Origin of the sequence: Agrobacterium sp. NPDC090283 (genome assembly GCF_044769685.1) — a bacterium.
Taxonomy (GTDB): domain Bacteria; phylum Pseudomonadota; class Alphaproteobacteria; order Rhizobiales; family Rhizobiaceae; genus Agrobacterium.
Map to the genome: position 1 here is coordinate 86,560 of NZ_JBIVYG010000014.1, position 17,445 is coordinate 104,004.

The 17,445-nt window shown below is 57.5% G+C and carries 20 protein-coding genes and 1 riboswitch; of the genes, 12 read left to right on the forward strand and 8 right to left on the reverse strand.

The window, feature by feature from the left end:
* Window positions 1-146 precede the first annotated feature (146 nt).
* Both ACIQUH_RS19345 and ACIQUH_RS19350 read left to right on the forward strand, forming a co-directional pair.
* Window positions 147-455, forward strand: a complete 309-nt coding sequence (locus ACIQUH_RS19345) for a type II toxin-antitoxin system RelB/DinJ family antitoxin (RefSeq protein WP_400817890.1) — start codon at window positions 147-149, stop codon at window positions 453-455.
* Window positions 452-745, forward strand: coding sequence for a type II toxin-antitoxin system mRNA interferase toxin, RelE/StbE family (locus tag ACIQUH_RS19350; protein ID WP_080854966.1), 294 nt, complete (start codon window positions 452-454; stop codon window positions 743-745). The genes ACIQUH_RS19345 and ACIQUH_RS19350 overlap by 4 nt, the downstream gene beginning before the upstream one ends.
* A gap of 60 nt (window positions 746-805) precedes the next feature.
* Here the strand turns inward: ACIQUH_RS19350 and ACIQUH_RS19355 are convergent, their stop codons facing one another.
* From ACIQUH_RS19355 to ACIQUH_RS19365, 3 genes are read right to left on the reverse strand one after another with little or no spacing between them, the layout of a single operon-like run.
* Window positions 806-1,927, reverse strand: a complete 1,122-nt coding sequence (locus tag ACIQUH_RS19355) for a DUF2218 domain-containing protein (RefSeq protein ID WP_400817893.1) — start codon at window positions 1,925-1,927, stop codon at window positions 806-808.
* An 18-nt stretch (window positions 1,928-1,945) separates the two neighbouring features.
* On the reverse strand, window positions 1,946-3,070 hold the full coding sequence (locus ACIQUH_RS19360; protein ID WP_400817895.1) for an ABC transporter substrate-binding protein: 1,125 nt from the start codon (window positions 3,068-3,070) through the stop codon (window positions 1,946-1,948).
* Between the two features lie 7 nt (window positions 3,071-3,077).
* On the reverse strand, window positions 3,078-5,225 hold the full coding sequence (locus tag ACIQUH_RS19365; RefSeq protein ID WP_400817897.1) for a TonB-dependent siderophore receptor: 2,148 nt from the start codon (window positions 5,223-5,225) through the stop codon (window positions 3,078-3,080).
* 162 nt (window positions 5,226-5,387) lie between these two features.
* On the opposite strand from ACIQUH_RS19365, the gene ACIQUH_RS19370 reads away from it, so the two are divergent.
* From ACIQUH_RS19370 to ACIQUH_RS19395, 6 genes are all read left to right on the forward strand, one after another.
* Entirely contained in the window at window positions 5,388-6,032 is a 645-nt protein-coding gene (locus ACIQUH_RS19370) for a TetR/AcrR family transcriptional regulator (RefSeq protein ID WP_400817898.1), read from the forward strand.
* Between the two features lie 269 nt (window positions 6,033-6,301).
* Window positions 6,302-6,495: riboswitch (cobalamin riboswitch) on the forward strand.
* 90 nt (window positions 6,496-6,585) lie between these two features.
* Window positions 6,586-7,377 carry a (2Fe-2S) ferredoxin domain-containing protein gene (locus ACIQUH_RS19375; RefSeq protein WP_400817900.1) on the forward strand — a complete coding sequence of 264 codons (792 nt, stop codon included), beginning with the start codon at window positions 6,586-6,588 and terminating at the stop codon, window positions 7,375-7,377.
* 16 nt (window positions 7,378-7,393) lie between these two features.
* On the forward strand, window positions 7,394-8,890 hold the full coding sequence (locus ACIQUH_RS19380) for an ABC transporter substrate-binding protein (RefSeq protein ID WP_400817902.1): 1,497 nt from the start codon (window positions 7,394-7,396) through the stop codon (window positions 8,888-8,890).
* A 6-nt stretch (window positions 8,891-8,896) separates the two neighbouring features.
* Window positions 8,897-9,811, forward strand: coding sequence for an ABC transporter permease (locus ACIQUH_RS19385; RefSeq protein WP_400817904.1), 915 nt, complete (start codon window positions 8,897-8,899; stop codon window positions 9,809-9,811).
* A complete protein-coding gene (locus tag ACIQUH_RS19390; protein ID WP_400817906.1) occupies window positions 9,811-10,572 on the forward strand; it encodes an ABC transporter permease in 762 nt (253 codons plus the stop codon). Before ACIQUH_RS19385 ends, ACIQUH_RS19390 begins: the two co-directional genes overlap by 1 nt.
* 46 nt (window positions 10,573-10,618) lie before the next feature.
* Window positions 10,619-11,392 (forward strand): class I SAM-dependent methyltransferase, encoded by a 774-nt coding sequence (locus ACIQUH_RS19395; RefSeq protein WP_400817910.1) that lies wholly within the window; start codon window positions 10,619-10,621, stop codon window positions 11,390-11,392.
* A gap of 218 nt (window positions 11,393-11,610) precedes the next feature.
* On the opposite strand, the gene ACIQUH_RS19400 is transcribed toward ACIQUH_RS19395, so the two are convergent.
* Window positions 11,611-11,976, reverse strand: coding sequence for a siderophore-interacting protein (locus ACIQUH_RS19400; RefSeq protein WP_400818050.1), 366 nt, complete (start codon window positions 11,974-11,976; stop codon window positions 11,611-11,613).
* A gap of 53 nt (window positions 11,977-12,029) precedes the next feature.
* Between ACIQUH_RS19400 and ACIQUH_RS19405 the strand changes: the two genes are divergently transcribed.
* Window positions 12,030-12,494 (forward strand): hypothetical protein, encoded by a 465-nt coding sequence (locus ACIQUH_RS19405; RefSeq protein WP_400817912.1) that lies wholly within the window; start codon window positions 12,030-12,032, stop codon window positions 12,492-12,494.
* A gap of 204 nt (window positions 12,495-12,698) precedes the next feature.
* Here ACIQUH_RS19405 and ACIQUH_RS19410 read toward each other — a convergent pair whose 3' ends face one another.
* The 4 genes from ACIQUH_RS19410 to ACIQUH_RS19425 all read right to left on the reverse strand — a co-directional run bounded on the left by ACIQUH_RS19410 (window position 12,699) and on the right by ACIQUH_RS19425 (window position 15,833).
* Complete coding sequence (locus tag ACIQUH_RS19410) at window positions 12,699-13,106, reverse strand: hypothetical protein (RefSeq protein WP_400817914.1); 408 nt, start codon at window positions 13,104-13,106, stop codon at window positions 12,699-12,701.
* Between the two features lie 433 nt (window positions 13,107-13,539).
* Window positions 13,540-14,169, reverse strand: coding sequence for an RES family NAD+ phosphorylase (locus ACIQUH_RS19415; RefSeq protein WP_400817916.1), 630 nt, complete (start codon window positions 14,167-14,169; stop codon window positions 13,540-13,542).
* Window positions 14,166-14,951, reverse strand: a complete 786-nt coding sequence (locus tag ACIQUH_RS19420; RefSeq protein WP_400817918.1) for a hypothetical protein — start codon at window positions 14,949-14,951, stop codon at window positions 14,166-14,168. The genes ACIQUH_RS19415 and ACIQUH_RS19420 overlap by 4 nt, the downstream gene beginning before the upstream one ends.
* Before the next feature lie 531 nt (window positions 14,952-15,482).
* Window positions 15,483-15,833 carry a MarR family transcriptional regulator gene (locus tag ACIQUH_RS19425; protein ID WP_107327867.1) on the reverse strand — a complete coding sequence of 117 codons (351 nt, stop codon included), beginning with the start codon at window positions 15,831-15,833 and terminating at the stop codon, window positions 15,483-15,485.
* 98 nt (window positions 15,834-15,931) lie between these two features.
* Here ACIQUH_RS19425 and ACIQUH_RS19430 point away from each other — a divergent pair, with 98 nt between their 5' ends.
* From ACIQUH_RS19430 to ACIQUH_RS19440, 3 genes are read left to right on the forward strand one after another with little or no spacing between them, the layout of a single operon-like run.
* A complete protein-coding gene (locus ACIQUH_RS19430) occupies window positions 15,932-16,471 on the forward strand; it encodes a hypothetical protein (RefSeq protein WP_400817920.1) in 540 nt (179 codons plus the stop codon).
* Window positions 16,472-16,474: 3 nt separating this feature from the next.
* Window positions 16,475-17,149: a type IV secretion system protein VirB1 gene (locus tag ACIQUH_RS19435; protein ID WP_400817922.1), complete on the forward strand. Its 675-nt coding sequence runs from the start codon at window positions 16,475-16,477 to the stop codon at window positions 17,147-17,149.
* The gene (locus ACIQUH_RS19440) at window positions 17,146-17,445 is read left to right on the forward strand and encodes a TrbC/VirB2 family protein (RefSeq protein ID WP_400817924.1); all 300 of its coding nucleotides are present in this window, start codon (window positions 17,146-17,148) and stop codon (window positions 17,443-17,445) included. Before ACIQUH_RS19435 ends, ACIQUH_RS19440 begins: the two co-directional genes overlap by 4 nt.

The following is a 17,445-nucleotide window of genomic DNA, read 5'->3' on the forward strand; positions in this document are numbered from 1 at the left end:
AGCAAAAGCGGTTGCCGAACGGCGGGGTCGGTGGTTTGTATCCTTTATCAAGACTAAGAAAGACGAGGTGGACAACGACAACCTGAAACTTTGTGTAGAATTTGTCATTCAATTGCATTACTATCTCGTCAGATATGGAGATAGCCATGGCCGCAAACGCACTTGTCCAAACACGTATTGATGCCGAAGTTCGGGATCGTGCCTCTGCCGTTCTTGAGAGCATGGGCCTTACAGTATCCGATGCGGTCCGTATATTGCTTACACGGACTGCCAACGAAGGGGCGCTCCCCCTTGAGCTCCTTTCAGGCAGTGAGGCTCATGACGCTTGGTTTCGCAACAAGGTGCTCGAAGCGCTAAACGATACTCGCCTGGACGTATCCGACGACGAGGTTGAGGCGCATTTTGCCGAACGTCGAGCGGCTGCCCGTCTTAAAGCTGGTGCGCTCAAATCGTGAAACTTACTTGGTCTGCGTTCGCGTTATCGGATCGCGACGCCATCTTCACATACATTGAGGCAGATAATCCTGCGGCCGCCGTTCTGGTCGACGAACGGATAGTCGCAGCCTCACGTCGCTTGCTCGATTTTCCCGCCAGCGGCCGTGTAGGTAGAATTGCCGGTACACGCGAACTCGTCATCAACGGCACGCCCTACGTAGCCGCTTATGCGGTTACCGACACGACAGTTCGAATTCTTCGTGTCCTGCATGGCGCGCAGGAATGGCCAGAGTCTGTGCCGATAAGCTAAATCGATTCTTTCCCATGGGGTCGACGGTTAGAATCTTATCAATTACAAAACTCATTGTTTTCACTGAGGTAGATAAGCATCGGCCCCCCTGGCAATGATGTCTTCCTCGCTGAGACACCGGTGCCAGTGCGAATAGAGCACGAAGCGGTGACGCGGAAGCCCCACTTCCTTCTTCAGGTAACGATGAATGGCACTGAAGGCTTTGTGTTCGCATCCACCCCAGAAGAAGACGCTCTCTCCGCATGCCGGCCATCGAATGGAGCCAACTGCGTCCTGAAGCAGCGTCGTTGTGCCGGCACCCTTGCCGTTGCGATACAACCATTCGATCGAAATGCCGCTGGAAGAGCAGAGCGGCAGTTCGTCGGCGGGCGTATCGATTTCGATGAAGGCATGGCCGGTTGCCGTCGCCGGCAGATATTCGAGAATTCTGGCAATGCCGGGCAATGCGGTCTCGTCGCCGGCGAGAACGTAGAAGTCCGCCAGCCCCGGGCCGTTCGCCGCCGGCCCCAGAATACCGACGACATCGCCTGCCCGTGCATTCATCGCCCACATGGTCGCGGGACCGGGGTGAGCATGGAGCGCGAAGTCGATTGTGATTGTCTGTATTGCCGTGTCGATGAAGCGGATCGTATAGACGCGCGTCGGAACCGCAATATTGTCCTGCCAGACGACATGCCCGCGATGGTCAAGTAGCGGCCAGCGTGGCGTGGCGATGCCGCGTGGCTGGAAAATGAGACGACAGTGGAGCTGGTCTTTCCGGTCGTAACGTTCGAGGTTTTCCCCCTTGAAGACGATCCTGCGAAAGTGGGGCGACAGGTCCTCAATGGTCAGCACCCGCAAAATGCGCAGATCGTCGGGTAAGGCGGGATCCGCATGGTCGCCTTCCCATTGAATATCGAGATTTTCACGGGCGGCAATGAAACCGATCGGCCCGACCAGAGCATGTTTCAGCCGGTTCAGGCCGCCGGGATCGGGAGCTTCCGCCGTCAACCGAAAACCGTTTCCGGTCGCCTCGAATGTGGCGTCGCCGAATGGCGAATGGATATGATGAATGCCATCTGCCGTCTTAACGGTCATGTCGTGCGTTGCAATCGATTCAACAATCGGTTCGATATAGTCGTTAATCTTTTCAAACTGGACCGAGGCATGTGCGCGGTATCGGTTGTTGCTGGTCGATGGCATCGGGCGTGGCTCCGTGTCTCAGATCGCCGCCCACAGCGGTCCCTTTATGGGAAATGCCGCGAAGTCGCGATTGATGGTGTCGAGAATGGCGGTTGGATCGATATCGGCACATCGATCCGGATGCAGCCATCTGGCTGCCTGGGCGATAAACAGCACGTTGAGCGGCAAGTTGGTAATCAACCCCGTCCATATCCCGTAAACCCGCTTTGAGCGAACGCTCGGCAGGTGTTCGAAACTCGGGCGGCCCTCGATCAGGCGCTGCAATCCCTCCCGGCCAAGTTCGGCGTCAATTCCGGGGCCGATGGGTGGACGGCCACCCGAAGCCCAGCCGCCACCGGAGGCGATGTAGACCTCATGCGGTGTGGCAAGAAGATATTCGAGCGACAGCTTCTCAAACCACGGCGCGACCACGCCCGGAAGCGGCTGACCACCGGCCAGCGTCAGCAATTCGCCCCAGTTCTTTCTGCCCGCCGCCCAGCAGCAGTCGTCGAGCGTCGACTGGACCTCCAGATAGGTCGTGACGGGCTTCGCACCTGAAATGCGCGTTGCAATGCCCGCCAGTTCCCGTTCGACAAAGGCGATGTAGGCCTCGGCTTTGTCTGAAGCGCCCAGAAGTGTTCCCCACATGCGCATAGATGCTTTCATCGCATCAACCGGGCCGCTTGCCCGCGCCTCATCGGCCGCGTTTGAGGAGGCGTCGCTGAACACCACGGGAATGCCGATCTTCTGCAGCCTCTGCAGCAGGGAATTCTCATCCCCCTGCGGCGTCATGAAGGCCGTGGTCACGATCAGGTCGGGAGACAGGGCGATCAGTCCTTCAAGGGAAAGCGTGTCCGGGCTCAGCGTTCCGACCGTGCTGACGGAATGGCCGTTCAGCAGGATCGTCTGCAATTCACCGCTGTCGAGCCGATCGACGGCGGCCCAGCCCACGACCAGCGACGCAGGATCGCGATGCAGGAGCGACATCGTCAGCAGGTCATGCGCCTCCAGCAGAACGATCCTTTTCGGCAGGGCGGGAAGATGTACCTCGCTACCCGCCATATCCCTCACGGTAACCGGCTGCTCGGCTCCGGCGGGCTGAATGCCGGAAAGGATGCCGGCTGCCGCAAAGGAGATGCAAAAGCCTCGTCTCGTTATGATCACGGCGACATCACCATTTATATCTGAGGCTGGCGAGCACCGTCCGACCGTTGCCGTACTGGCAATAATACTCGGAACTGCAGGAGGAGTAATAGTCCTTGTCGAGCAGGTTGGTGACGTTCAGTGTCGCCTGCAGCCCCTTGAGTTTCGGGTTCGTTGCTCCAAAATCATAACGAAGTGCGGCGTCAATCAGGGTATAGCCATCGGCTTTCACCGTATTGGTATCGTTACTATAGCTGGAGCCGACGAAACGCACGCCGCCGCCGATGCTTAAGCCCTCCAGCGCACCGGATGAGACGGTGTAGTTTGCCCAGAGAGAACCGTAATAACGCGGCACGGCCTGCGGGCGGTTGCCTATGATCGATGTGATGCCGGATTCGGAAACTTCCGTGTCGAGCAGGGAAACCGCGGCGATCAGCTCGAGATTGCTGGTGAGGTTTCCTCTCGCCTCGAACTCCAGCCCGCGGGAGTGGATTTCTCCCTGCTGTTCGTTGAAACCTGATGAGGCGTTGTAATAGACCACATTCTGCTGGCGAATATCGAAGGCAGAGAGCGTGAAGATGGCGTCAAGCCCTGTAGGCTGGTATTTGACGCCCACTTCATATTGCTGCGCTTCCGTCGGCTTGAACGGACTGCCATTGGCGCCCACGCTGGTGGAAGGTTCGAACGAGGTGGAATAACTGACATAGGGCGCAATGCCGTTATCGAAAAGGTAAAGCAGGCCGGCGCGATAGCTGGTGGCACTGTCGGATCGTTTCAACGATGTTCCGGCAAGGAGATTGTCAGTGTCCTGACGGGCCCAGTCGTGCCGCACCCCGAAAACGCCGCGCAGCCCGCCGATCTCGATCTGATCCTGGAGATAGATGCCTGTCTGGCGAAGCGACTGATCATTGTCGACTGCCGTCATGAACGGGCCGACCGGTCGGCCGTAGACGGGATTGGCCACATCAAGCGGCGTCGCGCCACCCAGCAGATATTCCCAATTGCTGCTTGAGTGCTGAATGTCGAGGCCGGCAAGAAGCGTATGGCCGATGGCACCGGTTTCGAACTTGAATTCAGCCTGGTTGTCGAAGGAAAAGCCTTCGACGTCCTCGATGGAATGGACAGCCCAGCGGGGAATAATACCCGTCGCAGACATTGGCCCGTTCATCTGGAGCGAACGCATATCGGTATCCACGCCGGAATATCGGAAGTTGGAGCGGATGGTCACCTGGTCATCGAACCTGTGCTCGAACTCGTAACCGGCACCATATTGCGTGCGCCTGAACGCGTCGTAGTTCGGATCCCCGACATTGAGGTCCCGACTGAGGAAACCGGCATAGCCTGCGGGCGCCAGAAACTTCGGATAAAGCGAGTTGAAATAGCCGCCTTCCGGATCGCGCTGATAATAGCCGGAAACAACAAGCGAGGTATCCTCGTCCGGCTGCCACTTGAGGGATGGCGCAATGCCGAGACGCTTTTCATCCACATCGTCATAGCGCGTGCCGGAGGAGCGGCCAACAATGCCGATACCGTATTGCCATGTTCCATCCGTGGCGATGGGGCCGGTGGAATAAAGACCGCTCTGAACCCTTCCATCGGTCCCGACTTCAAGTCTTGCCTCGTTCGACTGTACGCTCGATGGTTTGCGGCTGACCTGATTGACAAGGCCGCCGGGGCTTACCTGGCCATAAAGAAGCGCTGCCGGTCCCTTCAGGACATCGATGCGCTCAAGGAAAAACGGATCAATGGAGGGTGTTGCAAAGGCCTGACCACGTTGAAGTTTCAAACCGTCGAGATAGTTCACATAATTGGTCGCCGGGCCAAATGCGCCGAAGCCGCGCAGAAATACGGAATCGTAACGTGAGTTCGAGTCCCGGTCGGATAATACACCGGCCGTGTAACGCAGCGCCTCGCTGACCGTTTGCGGATTCTGGTCGTCGATCTGCTTGCGCGTTATCACCGTAACGGATTGCGGCGTTTCGGCTACGGGTGTTCCGGTCTTGGTTGCCGACCGAGTGGACTTGGCAACAATCGCAGCGGATGTTCCTGCCGCCCCGGCATTGCCCTGCACGACGATTGTTTCCAACTGCGTGCCCTGCTCCTGTGCCAGGGCATGGGTTGCCACCAGAAAGGTTGTGGCCGTCAGAATGTTTTTAAAGGAAAGACCTTGCTTCACTATTCGCCCCCATGGTCGAAGCTTGGGAAATCTGCTAGAGTGAATAAATCAAACGGGACCGTCCTGTCCAGTTAATATGAAGGCGCTGGTCAACTTTTATGTTGGCAATCCTGGTCGACATCTTCAAACAGGTCGGGCACGTGCAAGTGCGGAGGAAATCTGGTGTCGGAAAGAATAAATGCCACAGCGCGGGTCGGTCGTCCCTTGAAGGCGGAACAGAACGCCGCAGCCGGACGGATAATTGACGCTGCGACCACACTCTTTGCGACGCGCGGTTTTGCCGGCACGTCCATGGAGCAGGTCGCGTTGCAGTGCGGGGCAGGCAAGGATACTGTCTATCGCCGCTTTTCCTCGAAAGTCGCCCTGTTCGAAGCCGTGGTGGAACATGCTCATGCCCGAGCGGTGGCGCGGCTGAGAGACTTACCGATGGCACAGGGCAACGCTCTTGAGCGCCTGCGGACCCTGATGCGCGAACTGTTGCATATCAACATGGAGCCGGACCTCATTGCACTGAAGCGCATCACCTTCAGTGAAGCTGTCGTGTTCGAAAAGAAAGCACCGATCCCGCCGCAGCCCGATCCGATCATGAACCGGCTCGTCGATGCCGTGCAGACAGCGCAGGATGCGGGCATGATTGCAGCCGGGGATGTGAGCCTGATCGCCAGCCACCTCATCCACTGTCTTGTCGCATTGCCCACCTCATCGGCGATGATGGGCAGCGCCGAGTTCGATACAAGGCAGTCTGTCGATCTATATTTCGACAGGACCTGGAACTGGCTTTACAGAGGAATATCGGCAAATAGCTAACAGCAGGGCCATCATCTTGTGGAGGGTTCTGGAGCCTGAAATCGAGCGGGCTGTCGCAAATATTCCAAAGCCAGCGACCCCTTTTGTCTGCCGCGCCGCTTTGTGATGTCAAGATCCAGCTTCAAGCTGCTTCCTTCATTGGTAATAAACAGACTGACCTATTGACCAGTTCGTCATGAATAGGTTAATGTTACTTTATAACATAACGAAAGGCTTCACTGTAGAGTTCTCAACACTGGTGCAGGCGGTTGACAGCGACCGGCGGCAGTGTAGGGTCCATCCGTCATGGTTCTTCCGCCACCCGGTGGGAGCTAAGAGGGAATCCGGTGAAAACCCGGAGCTGTCCCGCAACTGTAAGCGGTGAGCCGATCGCCCACGATGTCACTGGCAGCGATGCCGGGAAGACGGGTGAGACGGCCTCGACCCGCAAGCCAGGAGACCTGCCTGACATCATGTAATTCCGTGGTCGGGGGGTGCCATGGGAATGATGGCTGTTTCCGGTCTTTCGCCGGAGACCCTGTCATTTTCGACGCTGCCTCGTGAATGAGGCAATGTGACAGACAGTAGCCACCCAACCAATCGCGAGCCTTCCACACCGGACGCCGTTCTGCTTGTCGCGAAGTCAGCCTTTGCCGCCGCGCCTCATCAGGACATGCGGCATCTGGCAATGCAGGCCGAAGGGCTTTGCGGCGCAAGAACCGTTCGCATCGCTTTCACGGAGCAGGGAACGCCGTCACTCCGCGAAGCGCTGTTCGAGCTGATCGATGAGGATGTCGGCCATATCCTGATCATTCCACTGATGCTGCCGCTGGAGCCCAGTTTTCACAACTGGATGACGAAGACACTGAAACGATGGCGGGCAGGCGACGTCAGGCTGTGGCCATCCCTTTCCGTCGCAGCAAGCCCCACAGCGAGCAGCCTGATGGCACGCCTGCTTGAAGATCTTGCCGAAACGGCGCAGCCACTTGATCTTCCGGCGTCGCTCCGGTCCGCCGGCGAGGGCTCTCTGGTGCCTGCACAGAAGCGCCGCGTGCTCGTCTGCCAGGGTGGTCCATGCAATTCGGCGGGTGCGGATGTGATCTGGGGCCATCTGCGCAACCAGCAGGAGCGGCAGAAGCTTCGGATTACGGGTGAGGGCACCATGACCGCCAAGTCCACCTGTCTTGGCCCCTGCAACCTTGCGCCCGTCCTGCAGGTCTTTCCCGAGGGCACCTATTATGGCGGCGTCACGGAAGAGGCAGTCGACCGTATCGTTGCCGAACATCTGCTGGGTGGCAGCATCGTTGACGATTTCGCCTACCACCCGACCGGCCGCAAACAGCGGCTTCGCAATCTGTCCGAATAGCATGAGAGGAAACAGAATGTCGGCAAAGAGCTTTTCACGTCTGGCCGCGGCCGGGCTTGCGGCCTTGATAACGGGTGTGGGCGCCAGTGCTCTCGCCACCGAACCATTGCGCGTTGGCGCCACATACATCACGAGCGGTCTCGACCCGGCAAAGGGATCGAACGGCTGGGCGCTTGTCAGCCATGGCGTGGGTGAAAACCTCTTCACCGTCGATCGGGAAGGGCGACTTGTGCCCGGTCTTGCCGAAAAAGCGGAGCGCACCGGCGATCTCAGCTGGAAAGTGACGCTGAAACCGGGCCGCGCCTTCTCCGATGGTTCCCCTGTGACGGCGGCCGCGCTTGCCGCCGGTTTCGATCATACATTTGCGACCAACAAGGCGGCGCTGGCAACGGGTGGAAAGCTGGATTTCAAGGCGGCCGACGACCTGACACTGATTATTACCACGGAAAAGCCGGTGGCTTTTCTTCAGGCACTTTTCGCGGAATGGCCGCTGATCGCCTACAAGCCCGCCACTGACGGGAAGGCGCTGTTCACCGGGCCGTATCAGATTGCGGATTTCAAGGCGGATACATCACTGACGCTCACGCCGAACACCCATTTTGCCGATGCGGATGAACGTTCTCCGGTTGATTTCCGCAGGTTCGGCGATGCGCAAAGCATGACACTGGCGCTGGAAGCCGGCGAGCTGGATCTTGCTTTCGGATTACCTTCGGAAGTCGTAAGCCGTCTGAAAACCAATCCGGATCTGACGATCAAGTCTTTCCCTGTCGGTTATCAATATCTCTCTTTCCTGAACACAACGAGGCCGGTTACCGCTGATATCAAAGTGCGCCAGGCGCTCGATCTCGGCTTCGACCGCAGGGAACTGGCGGCCGCAATCAATGGCGGTGAACCCGCGACCGGCGCTTATGCCGCTTATTTCCCCTTTGCCGGGAAAGAGCAGCGACAGACCGATCTTGCGAAGGCCGAAGCGCTTCTCGACGAAGCCGGCTGGACGAAAAACGGGGCAGGGAAGCGTGAGAAGGACGGCACGCCGCTTCGCCTTCTCGCCATTACCTATCCGCAGCGCCCGGACCTCGTCACCATGCTGCCGGTGGTGAAGGCGCAGCTTGCCAGACTAGGCATCGAACTCGACACGAAGGTCGTGGAAAATATTCAGGACGTGGCTGCGGCCGGCGAATTCGACATCGCCCTATGGGCGCAGCATACCGCACCGAACGGAGACCCGGCCTTTTTCCTCAATTCGATGCTGCGCAGCGGCGCCTCGCTCAACTATGCGAAATACGCCTCGCCTGACTTCGATGCCATTCTCGACCGTTTCGCGACGGCGGGCGACGCCGGCGAACGCGCCACGATCGCGCTTGATGCACAGACGAAGCTGTTTGCGGATGTTCCCGCATCCTTCCTGGTCTCACCCGTCTGGTATGTCGGACTTTCGACGCGGCTGCAGAACTACGAGCCGTGGGGTTCCGACTATTATGTCCTGCGCGGCGATATAGGCGAAGCGCGGTAAGGTCAGATGCAATTGCTCCGGTTCGGCATATATTCCGTGTTGGGAATGGTTGCGCTTTCATTCGCATCCTTCACGCTCATCGCATGGATGCCCGCCGATCCGGTGCAGATTGCCATTCGGGTGTGGAACCTGACGGCCACGAGCGAAACCGTTGCGGCGCTGCGGGAAGGGTGGGGCCTCGATCGCCCGCTCATCCTGCGTTATCTGCACTGGCTTTCGGATTTCGTTGCCGGTGACTGGGGCCGATCCTTCCGCACCGGCGAATCCGTCTTTGCGGAATTTATCGAGCGTCTGCCTCTCTCGCTCATGCTCGGTATTTCCGGCCTTCTCCTCGCCATTGCCGTCGCCGTACCACTCGGCTTCAGCGCTGCGGCGCGGCCGGGTGGTATTGCCGATCGTGCCAGCCGCGCATTTTCGGTCTTCGTGCAGGCTGTGCCCGGTTTCTGGCTGGGGCTTGTCCTGCTCTGGGTTCTCGGCGTCCAGCTGCGCTGGATTCGACCCTTCGGAACCGACATCACAGCAATCATATTGCCCGTCCTTCTCATCGCCTCCCATTCGGCTGCCGTCTTTGCACGTATCTACCGCCGTGACATGATCGAAACCACGCGACAGCCGTATTTTCGCACAGCTCTCGCCAAAGGACTTTCGCATCGGCAGGCGCTCTGGCGCCACGCGCATCGCGGTGCGTTTTATGCCCTGCTTTCGGCGGTGCGCTCGGAGGCGGGGTGGGTTATCGGCTCAACGGCCACCATGGAAATCCTCTTCAATCTTCCCGGCATCAGCCAGTTCCTTGTGCAAAGCATCGCGGTACGAGACCAGATGGTGCTGCAGGCCTATGTGATGGTCATCGCGCTTTGGCTGCTCTTCATGAATCTGATCGTGCAGCTGTTTCAGCGCCTTCTGGATCCACGGCTCGTCTGATGCTCCGGTATTTCGCGCTCGCCATCCTGGCCCTTTTTCTGCTCCTCAGCACCCTTTGGCAGCCCTATGATCCTGATGCCGTGGATATCCTAGCCCGCCATTCCGGTGTGACGGCGCAGCATCTGCTGGGAACCGATCATCTCGGACGCGATCTTCTTTCGCGCCTCATGGCGGGCGGATGGCGCACCGCGCTTGTGGTTCTGTCGGTCGGCACCATCGCCTTTACCGGTGGCACCTTGCTCGGCGCCGGCGCTGCGGTGCTGGGCGGCTGGCAGGAAAGGGCGGTGTTGCGCTGTTGCGAATTCTTCATCACCGTTCCGACGCTCATCATCGCCCTGACGGCGGCCGCGATTTTTGGCCTGACGCCCATCACGGCCGGGGTGGCTCTTGGTCTTGCCGGCATCGGTCCGACGGCTCTACTTGCCCATTCACTCAGCCGTCGCGTGCTTGAACAACCTTTTATCCACGCGGCCCAGGCACTGGGCGTTCGGCCCTTGCGGATGGTTCTGCGTCATCTTCTGCCGAATATCCTGCCACTGATGGCGACCCATACCGGCAATCAGGCTGGTTTTGCCGTCACCGCCTACGCCTCGCTGGCCTTCATCGGGCTTGGCGCAGACCCCTCGAAACCGGACTGGGGCTCCATGCTGTTCGAATATCGCGTTTTCATCTTCGATCATCCAAGCCTGATGATCTGGCCCGGAATCGCGATTGCCGTGACGGTTGCAACGCTAAACACCGTATTCGACGCGCCGGATTGAATCATTTCGTCGGCGCTTATACGGGGAACAGACGAAGGACGACACAATGGATGGCGGCAATTTCGATCTCAAGGAGGAAATCCGGGATTATTGGTCCAAGAGATCGGCGACTTTCGATCTGGCATTCGGACACAGGATCGCCGCCGGTCTGGAAGCCGAGGCTTGGCAGAAACCAATAAGGGAGCTGATCGGTCCGGGGCCGAAACGGGTTCTTGAGCTTGCCTGTGGCACCGGCGAGGTGACGCGCCTGATCCACGATCTCGGCCACGATGTTACGGCACTCGACTTTTCAGAGGCGATGCTGGCGGTGGCGCGCGCCAAACACGCCGGCAAACCGCGGCTGCGCTTCATCATGGCGGATGCCGAAAACACCATGGAGCCCGATGCATCCTATGACGCGATCGTCTGCAGGCATCTGGTCTGGACTTTAACGCAGCCCGAACAGACGTTCTCCGAATGGTTCAGGCTTCTTCGTCCGGGCGGCCGGCTTCTGTTTTTCGATGGCGACTGGGCGACGCCGAAACCGACCGGACGCCTTGCGAGCCTGCTGATTTCGCTTATTGATCATGTGATGGGTGCTGACAGGAATTATGACGGCGCTCTGGGCAGTCGCCATGCTGCGATCATGAAGGCGCTTCCATTCGGCCAGGGGCTGCGGCCCCAGATGCTGACGCCGCTGCTGATCGCTGCGGGCTTTGAGAAGATAGAACTCCATTCCCATCACCCGATAGCGAAAGCACAGCGGAAAAATGCCAACCTGCGCAACCGGCTGCGCACCTTCGTCTACAGACGCTTCATTCTGACCTGCCACCGGCCGTAAACAAGTGGTTGGTCGACCTGATAGATACCGATTGCAAGTCTTGCGGTGTCGCGTAGGTGCAGCCTTGTCGCCTTCAAGCTGAGAGCTTGCGTGACGAAAATAAAGGCGGCATTTTGTCATGCCAAATTCTTGGTTAGCTTACGGATCTCGTGCTGAGAGAATTTCTTAAATAACAGTCTCGTCCGTTCAGATCCCTTCAAGGCGAAAACTCATTATTTTTACTGAGGTAGATAGGCATCGGCCCCCTTAGCGATGATGTCTTCTTCGCTGAGGGTCCAGTGCCAGTGCGAATAGAGCACGAAGCGGTCACGCGGAAGCCCGGCATCCTTCGCCAGGTGGCGGTGGATTGCGCTGAATACTTTGTGTTCACATCCACCCCAGAAGAAGACGTTCGTTGGGCGTTCCGGCCATCGAATGGCGCGGATTGCGTCCTGAAGCAGCGTCGTTGTGCCCGCGGCCTTGCCGTTGTGATACGACCATTGGATCCAAACGCTGCTGGAACAGGAAAGCGGCACTTCGTCGGCACATGTATCGACCTCAATGAAGGCATGGCCGGCTGCCGTCGCGGGTAGATATTCGAGAATTCTGGCACGTCGCCGGCGTCCAGTTGGACATTCATAGGAAGAAGTTCTGCTTAATGGAGACGATGAAAATGAGTTTTATGGCGAGTTATATAGATGTGCCCGAGTTTGGTCGAATCCTGCTCGGTTGGGCGTTTGTCCCCGTCCTCTTCTTGATTGCAATAAAGTGGACTGTGCAACTTCTGAAAAACACGCACATAGTCGACGCCAGAATTTGGGCAGCGATGCAGTTTCACAGTTGCTTTGTCCTGCCAGACGTTGAGCCACTTGGCCGGAAGGGAAACTTCTTTTGTTCATGGGCTGTACGCATAGTGACTGATCTGGTGGGATCAGCCGCCTGGATTATAGCGTCGTCTCTATTGGTTGAGGCATTTGTTGCTTCTGGGCAGATTTCTTGGAGATTTTTGGGCCTTGCCGTTTTCTATTTTCTGTTGGGTTGTGGCCTGATGGTACAAGGTCGGAAGAAACAGAAGCTAATACGTGGCGACAACCATAGCGCTCCGCTAGATATCGGCGGATGACGGTAGTCCGCCGATCATGGTCTGTCAGCGATTTTTGGGCGGCTCTGGCATCCGGAAACAGGCTTGTCACTAGTGAGTGCAATCGCTCGGCGTCTGCTTTAGCCGGCGCTGAGCCGCTTGCGCCCAATTTCGGGCATAACTGTACTGGCAATTCGTACTGTCCAATTGGTTAGTGGGCCAATTTGCTTCTCTCGGATACCCATCCTAATGAATGCGGGGTACCACTGGATTTTCAAGAAACCGGCGTTGGAAAGTTTTTGCGACAAGCACACCCAGTCCAAATCCGCATATTAGTCTTGCCACTAAAAGGTCAGGCAATGAATAGGACACCAGCCAATAAAAAGTGCCAAATGCCAGGAACGATGTCGCGACGAGGATAAGGTGGCCGTCGGTGGCCGGACGACGAAAAGCCACAAAAAGAAAGCCAGCAACAGACCCCACCAGGCACGGGGCAAACTGGCCGAGAATTATTGTTGGCTTCGCTGTAAGCAAATCCAGCAGGCAAAAGATGAAAGCCAGCAATCCTGTGCCGACCAGCTGCAAAACAATGGCTCCAATGAGGCGTATTCGGCAGGAGTATTTGGGTTTTGAATAACGGAAAAACCGGACCAAGACGCTCTCCATTCAAATGGGTTAAGACCGCCTTGAAATCCCTACAACCTCAATTGAAGTTGAGGTCAAGGGGCAATGGCACGAGATTTAACGATTAGGCAGGATGGGAGCCGCTGTCTCCGGTAGTAGATGCATCACTGCGTCCGCCACGAAGTGTGGAGCGATGACTGCTCGCGAAGACTAGGCCTTAAGCGGTAGCTGAGCTAGGGCAGGCAAGCTATGTTGAGGCAAACGTCGCCGATTTCTGCAAATCTTGTTCCGGCCCCAACTTTGGTAAAAAGACGGTCAGCTTCTGCGGGAAAGGTCACCGTCGATGGATTTCGCACGGCGAGACGCTTTTCATTTCGCAATGACGCAATGACGCGATGGCAAGGGACAAGAACCATCTCCTGAGACCCACGCGCTGGGAAGTGCGTGAACAACCGCTGTCCAATTACAGCACGAGGGTGATATCGACACGCGCGGCAAACGTAGCGAGCTGCCGCATTTCTCCAACGTCCGAGTAGATCGGGACATTGCTGATCCCATGCAGATCGGTTTCGGCGACGCGATCTCCGAACAAGATTATGGCCTGCTGTGGATCGCAGCGCTTCGAGGTCCAGATGAGACCGTCTACGTCCGGCCTGCTTTGATGAATGGCCAGCGCCCATTGAGCAGTGATGTGATAATCAGCGGCCGTCGTGTCGATGAGGTCGGCCCTGCTCACGCTCCACTTGGCCAGATCAGGAGCAAAAAGCGGAACCAGAACGAGATCGCGCTTCAACTCGATGAGCGAATGGGCGAGCGGTTTGATATTGTCGACGCCGACGGTCTTGTTCGGCTCGTCAATCGGCACGTCGTGAAAAATCGTCTCGTGAACCGCGCACTCGTAGTCGGTCGCGAGATATTGCGTCGGGATTGGACCGGTGCCCAGGAATAGCGGCGCAAACCGGCCTGGACGACCCTTTCCAGGGTTGAAAGAGCAGCTTTCAAAACGCTGATCATGAACCCTGTGGAATCTCGTTCCCGCCTTGATCTCGTGTGAGTTCGAGGCGGGGAAGGGTGATGGCGGCGGGGAAATCATCCGGCGATATTTTCCGCCTCACGAGCCGCCACCGACACCACCACATCGCCGTCTTTCAGGACGTCGACCGGGCGCGTGCCGGCAAGCCATCCATTCGGCGAGGTAAACCAGAATGCCAATTGCCAGCCGGACTTTTTCTCACCAAGCAGGGTGAGCACTTTGGCGACAGCTTCAATCGGCTGCCCTTCCTCAAACTGGAAGGCCGGGAAATACTCGACGCCGCCATGCCTGATCGAGAAGACCTTGCCTTTCATCTTCCAACGCGAGGCGGTCATGCTCTTGTTCTTGGAACCATGTCCGGCCACCTCCGCCAGATCTTTGCTGGTAAAGCTTGGCCACTCCCCAAAAAACCGGGCTCTAGCCTTCGCATTGCTGTCATAGAGCAGCCTCTCGACCTCGGCATTGGGGGGCGTGCGCATATAGACCGAAACCAGCGCGTCGATCGCGTCATCGGTCAGTTTGCTTTGCCGGGCTTCGAGGATGGCCGGGACATGCTCGACGATATCGCGGATGGTTTCCCGAACCGCCTGGTTTGGGGTGTCGACCAGCACGACCATCATGTCATCTACATCGGTTTCCGGCGTGGAGTGCATTGCACTCGCCATTGCCCTGCGAAGTTTCGCGCCGATGGAAGACACACGCTGTTTTCCTGTCAGCTTATGTTTCAGCGGGTGTCCACCGGCGTTCGACTTCTTCTCGCCGGAAGCCGAATCCATCTCAACCTGCAGCGCGTGGGCGAATTCAGCGCCATCATAGACGCGAAGACCATTGGTGGCAGCCATTTCGATGCTCCGGATATTTCGGTTATCTATTGTGATATAACCTACATCACCAGAGGCTCGTTTTCAAGTACGGCCACTTTTGTGCCTTCAAAGGGCCAGCCGATGCGACAGCAAAAAAATAGGGCCACTGGTCAACCAGGGCCCTGTAAAATGTGAAGGTCAATAACCTCCAGAGGGGAACAGCTGACACGATGGCACTGGGAGAGACCATCAAGTGCGTCAGCTACGATCAAAATGCCTGCTATATGTGCAATGCGCAATCATTTATTGTGCATTGCAGCTATGCGATGGGCAAGATGTGCGTTTGCGCCGCGCCCGTGGCAAGACGTCCGATATCCTTCCGTGAGAAGGCCATTATCCTTTACCGTATGTCGCGGGTTTGCTCCTTCTCGATTGTACCGAGACCCGGTGTGTTCAAGAGCCCAATCCTGCTCTTGAGAGTCGCCACCTGCGCTCGTGCTTTTGCGAGCGGTTGACTCGCTTCCATAGACGATTGTGTCGAAAAAAGTTAGTTTAATCGGAAAAGCACATTCAGCTTTCGAAGGCGCTCAGCTTCTTTAGAAGGTCTTCGGATATCTCGAACTGACGTGCGGTTCCCCGCCCCATGGAATTCGTACCCATGGTTTCATTCAGCATTCCCCGCTTGACGAGAAGATCCACCGTCTCCTTTGCACCGCTTCGCGTCAATCCGGTAATTTCAACGACATTGGAAAGGGTTAGCTTCTGGTGGCCCTGGCTCATCGTGTAAAGGATCGTCATCATGCCGATCTCCTTCAGCCGCGCCTGTGGCGTTTCGTCTTCCAATGGATGGTCGAGGATCTCGTGGAGGATCAGTCCGGAGAAGGCAAGGTTGTGCAATTGTGTCTTGAGCGCTCTTGTCATGTTATTTAACTGTGTTATATACGATAGTAAAATTGCGTTGCGCTCCTGCCGGACATTGTTGCCGTAGCGCGCTGTCATTGTTCCGGAGGGCCAAGTCCATGAAAAACCTTCTGCTCAGTAGTTTGCTGTCTATGTCGTTCTTGCTGCCATCTTATCTGATTTCCAACGGCAATGCGCGAGCTGATGACTGGGGTTGCCAGGTTATCCTGTGCCTTTCCAACCCCGGTGGTGCAACCCAGTTTGCGGAATGCCGGCCCCCGATCCAAAAACTCTGGCGCGCGCTTGCCAAGGGTCATTCGTTTCCGACCTGCAGCGGCGTCGGGTTTCACAGTTCCCGGCCCGGCTACGAGCCATATTATTGCAATGAAGGTTATCGCCTTTCGAGCAGCTACGGATCTCGCGGTGAACAGGCGACCTGCGTTTCAACCGCCCTCCAGCGGGTAGACGGCTCGCTTTGCTCTTCCGGCCGTGACAATGACAGCGGCAACTCCGGCTCGGTCCTGTCAGCACGGTGGCAGCGACAGGATGGCCGGCTCCAGTGCATGGGTTACCCGATCGTGCGTCCCAACGTGCGATCGCAGCCGCACTATATCGATGTCACGATCGATGGCGTCGGCAAGCAGCGTGTCTGGTATTGAGCGATGAGCGCCGCTTTCGTCGATATCGCGCAGAACTGTGCGCCGATGGTCAAGGTGGAAACGCCGGCCGCCGTCGTCAGCCTGGAGAGCAGGTTCCTTCCCTTCAACATCCGCATCAATAGCGGCATGCCGCTTCCTGCACAGCCCGCCAGCAAGGCCGAAGCGATTGAGGTGGCAACGTCCCTGATAGCCGACCACCAGGATATCCAGATCGGACTTGGCGGGATCGGTGTCGAGGAACTTCGGAAACTGAACCTTTCCGTTTCTGACGCCTTCGATCCGTGTCTGAACCTCAAGGCAACCGCCACGCTTCTCGATGGCTATTACCGTCTCGCCTTGCGTTTCGGTGCTGGTCCCGCGCGGGCCGAAACGGTGATGCTCCAGTCCTGGTACGGGCGGGATGACCCTTCGGTCGGAGAAATGGTCCGGTATGACGAGCAGGTGCGCAACGAGGTGAGGCGCCTCTCCCCGAAACTTGCATCGCTCACGATTGGCGGACCGGCCGGGCCAATTGCCCACGAGGCGGCGGCCGAGGAACAGGCTCAAAACCAACTGGCACAGCCAGTCCCTGAACAAGTCACGCGAGCCGAAGAAACCGCATCATGGGACGTATTCCGTTCCAGACGGCTCTCTTCTGTTCTTGTTTTTCAGAATGACCGATCGGAGCAGAATGAATGATCTCCAGAACCAGCCTTCGTCCCCTTGCAGCGTCCGCGCTGATGGCCATTGCCATCGTTGCCTGCCTCGCTGAACCGGCTTTTGCCCAGTCCGCCGGCATCGAAACCGTGCTGCAGAACATCGTCACGATGCTCACCGGTAATATCGCCCGTCTGCTCGCGATCATCGCCGTGATCATCATCTGCATCGCCTGGATGTTCGGCTATATGGATCTGAGGAAGGCCGGTTTCTGGATCATCGGTATCGGCGGCATTTTCGGGGCCACCGAGCTGGTCAACACCATCGTTGGCGGCTGA

Coding starts and splice junctions, on each gene's coding strand:
- ACIQUH_RS19405 (WP_400817912.1), top strand. CDS start 12,030: ATGGAGACGATGAAAATGAGTTTTATGGCGAGTTATATAGATGTGCCC.
- ACIQUH_RS19380 (WP_400817902.1), top strand. CDS start 7,394: ATGTCGGCAAAGAGCTTTTCACGTCTGGCCGCGGCCGGGCTTGCGGCC.
- ACIQUH_RS19440 (WP_400817924.1), top strand. CDS start 17,146: ATGATCTCCAGAACCAGCCTTCGTCCCCTTGCAGCGTCCGCGCTGATG.
- ACIQUH_RS19435 (WP_400817922.1), top strand. CDS start 16,475: ATGAGCGCCGCTTTCGTCGATATCGCGCAGAACTGTGCGCCGATGGTC.
- ACIQUH_RS19430 (WP_400817920.1), top strand. CDS start 15,932: ATGAAAAACCTTCTGCTCAGTAGTTTGCTGTCTATGTCGTTCTTGCTG.
- ACIQUH_RS19415 (WP_400817916.1), bottom strand. CDS start 14,169: ATGATTTCCCCGCCGCCATCACCCTTCCCCGCCTCGAACTCACACGAG.
- ACIQUH_RS19425 (WP_107327867.1), bottom strand. CDS start 15,833: ATGACAAGAGCGCTCAAGACACAATTGCACAACCTTGCCTTCTCCGGA.
- ACIQUH_RS19390 (WP_400817906.1), top strand. CDS start 9,811: ATGCTCCGGTATTTCGCGCTCGCCATCCTGGCCCTTTTTCTGCTCCTC.
- ACIQUH_RS19345 (WP_400817890.1), top strand. CDS start 147: ATGGCCGCAAACGCACTTGTCCAAACACGTATTGATGCCGAAGTTCGG.
- ACIQUH_RS19395 (WP_400817910.1), top strand. CDS start 10,619: ATGGATGGCGGCAATTTCGATCTCAAGGAGGAAATCCGGGATTATTGG.
- ACIQUH_RS19355 (WP_400817893.1), bottom strand. CDS start 1,927: ATGCCATCGACCAGCAACAACCGATACCGCGCACATGCCTCGGTCCAG.
- ACIQUH_RS19420 (WP_400817918.1), bottom strand. CDS start 14,951: ATGGCTGCCACCAATGGTCTTCGCGTCTATGATGGCGCTGAATTCGCC.
- ACIQUH_RS19385 (WP_400817904.1), top strand. CDS start 8,897: ATGCAATTGCTCCGGTTCGGCATATATTCCGTGTTGGGAATGGTTGCG.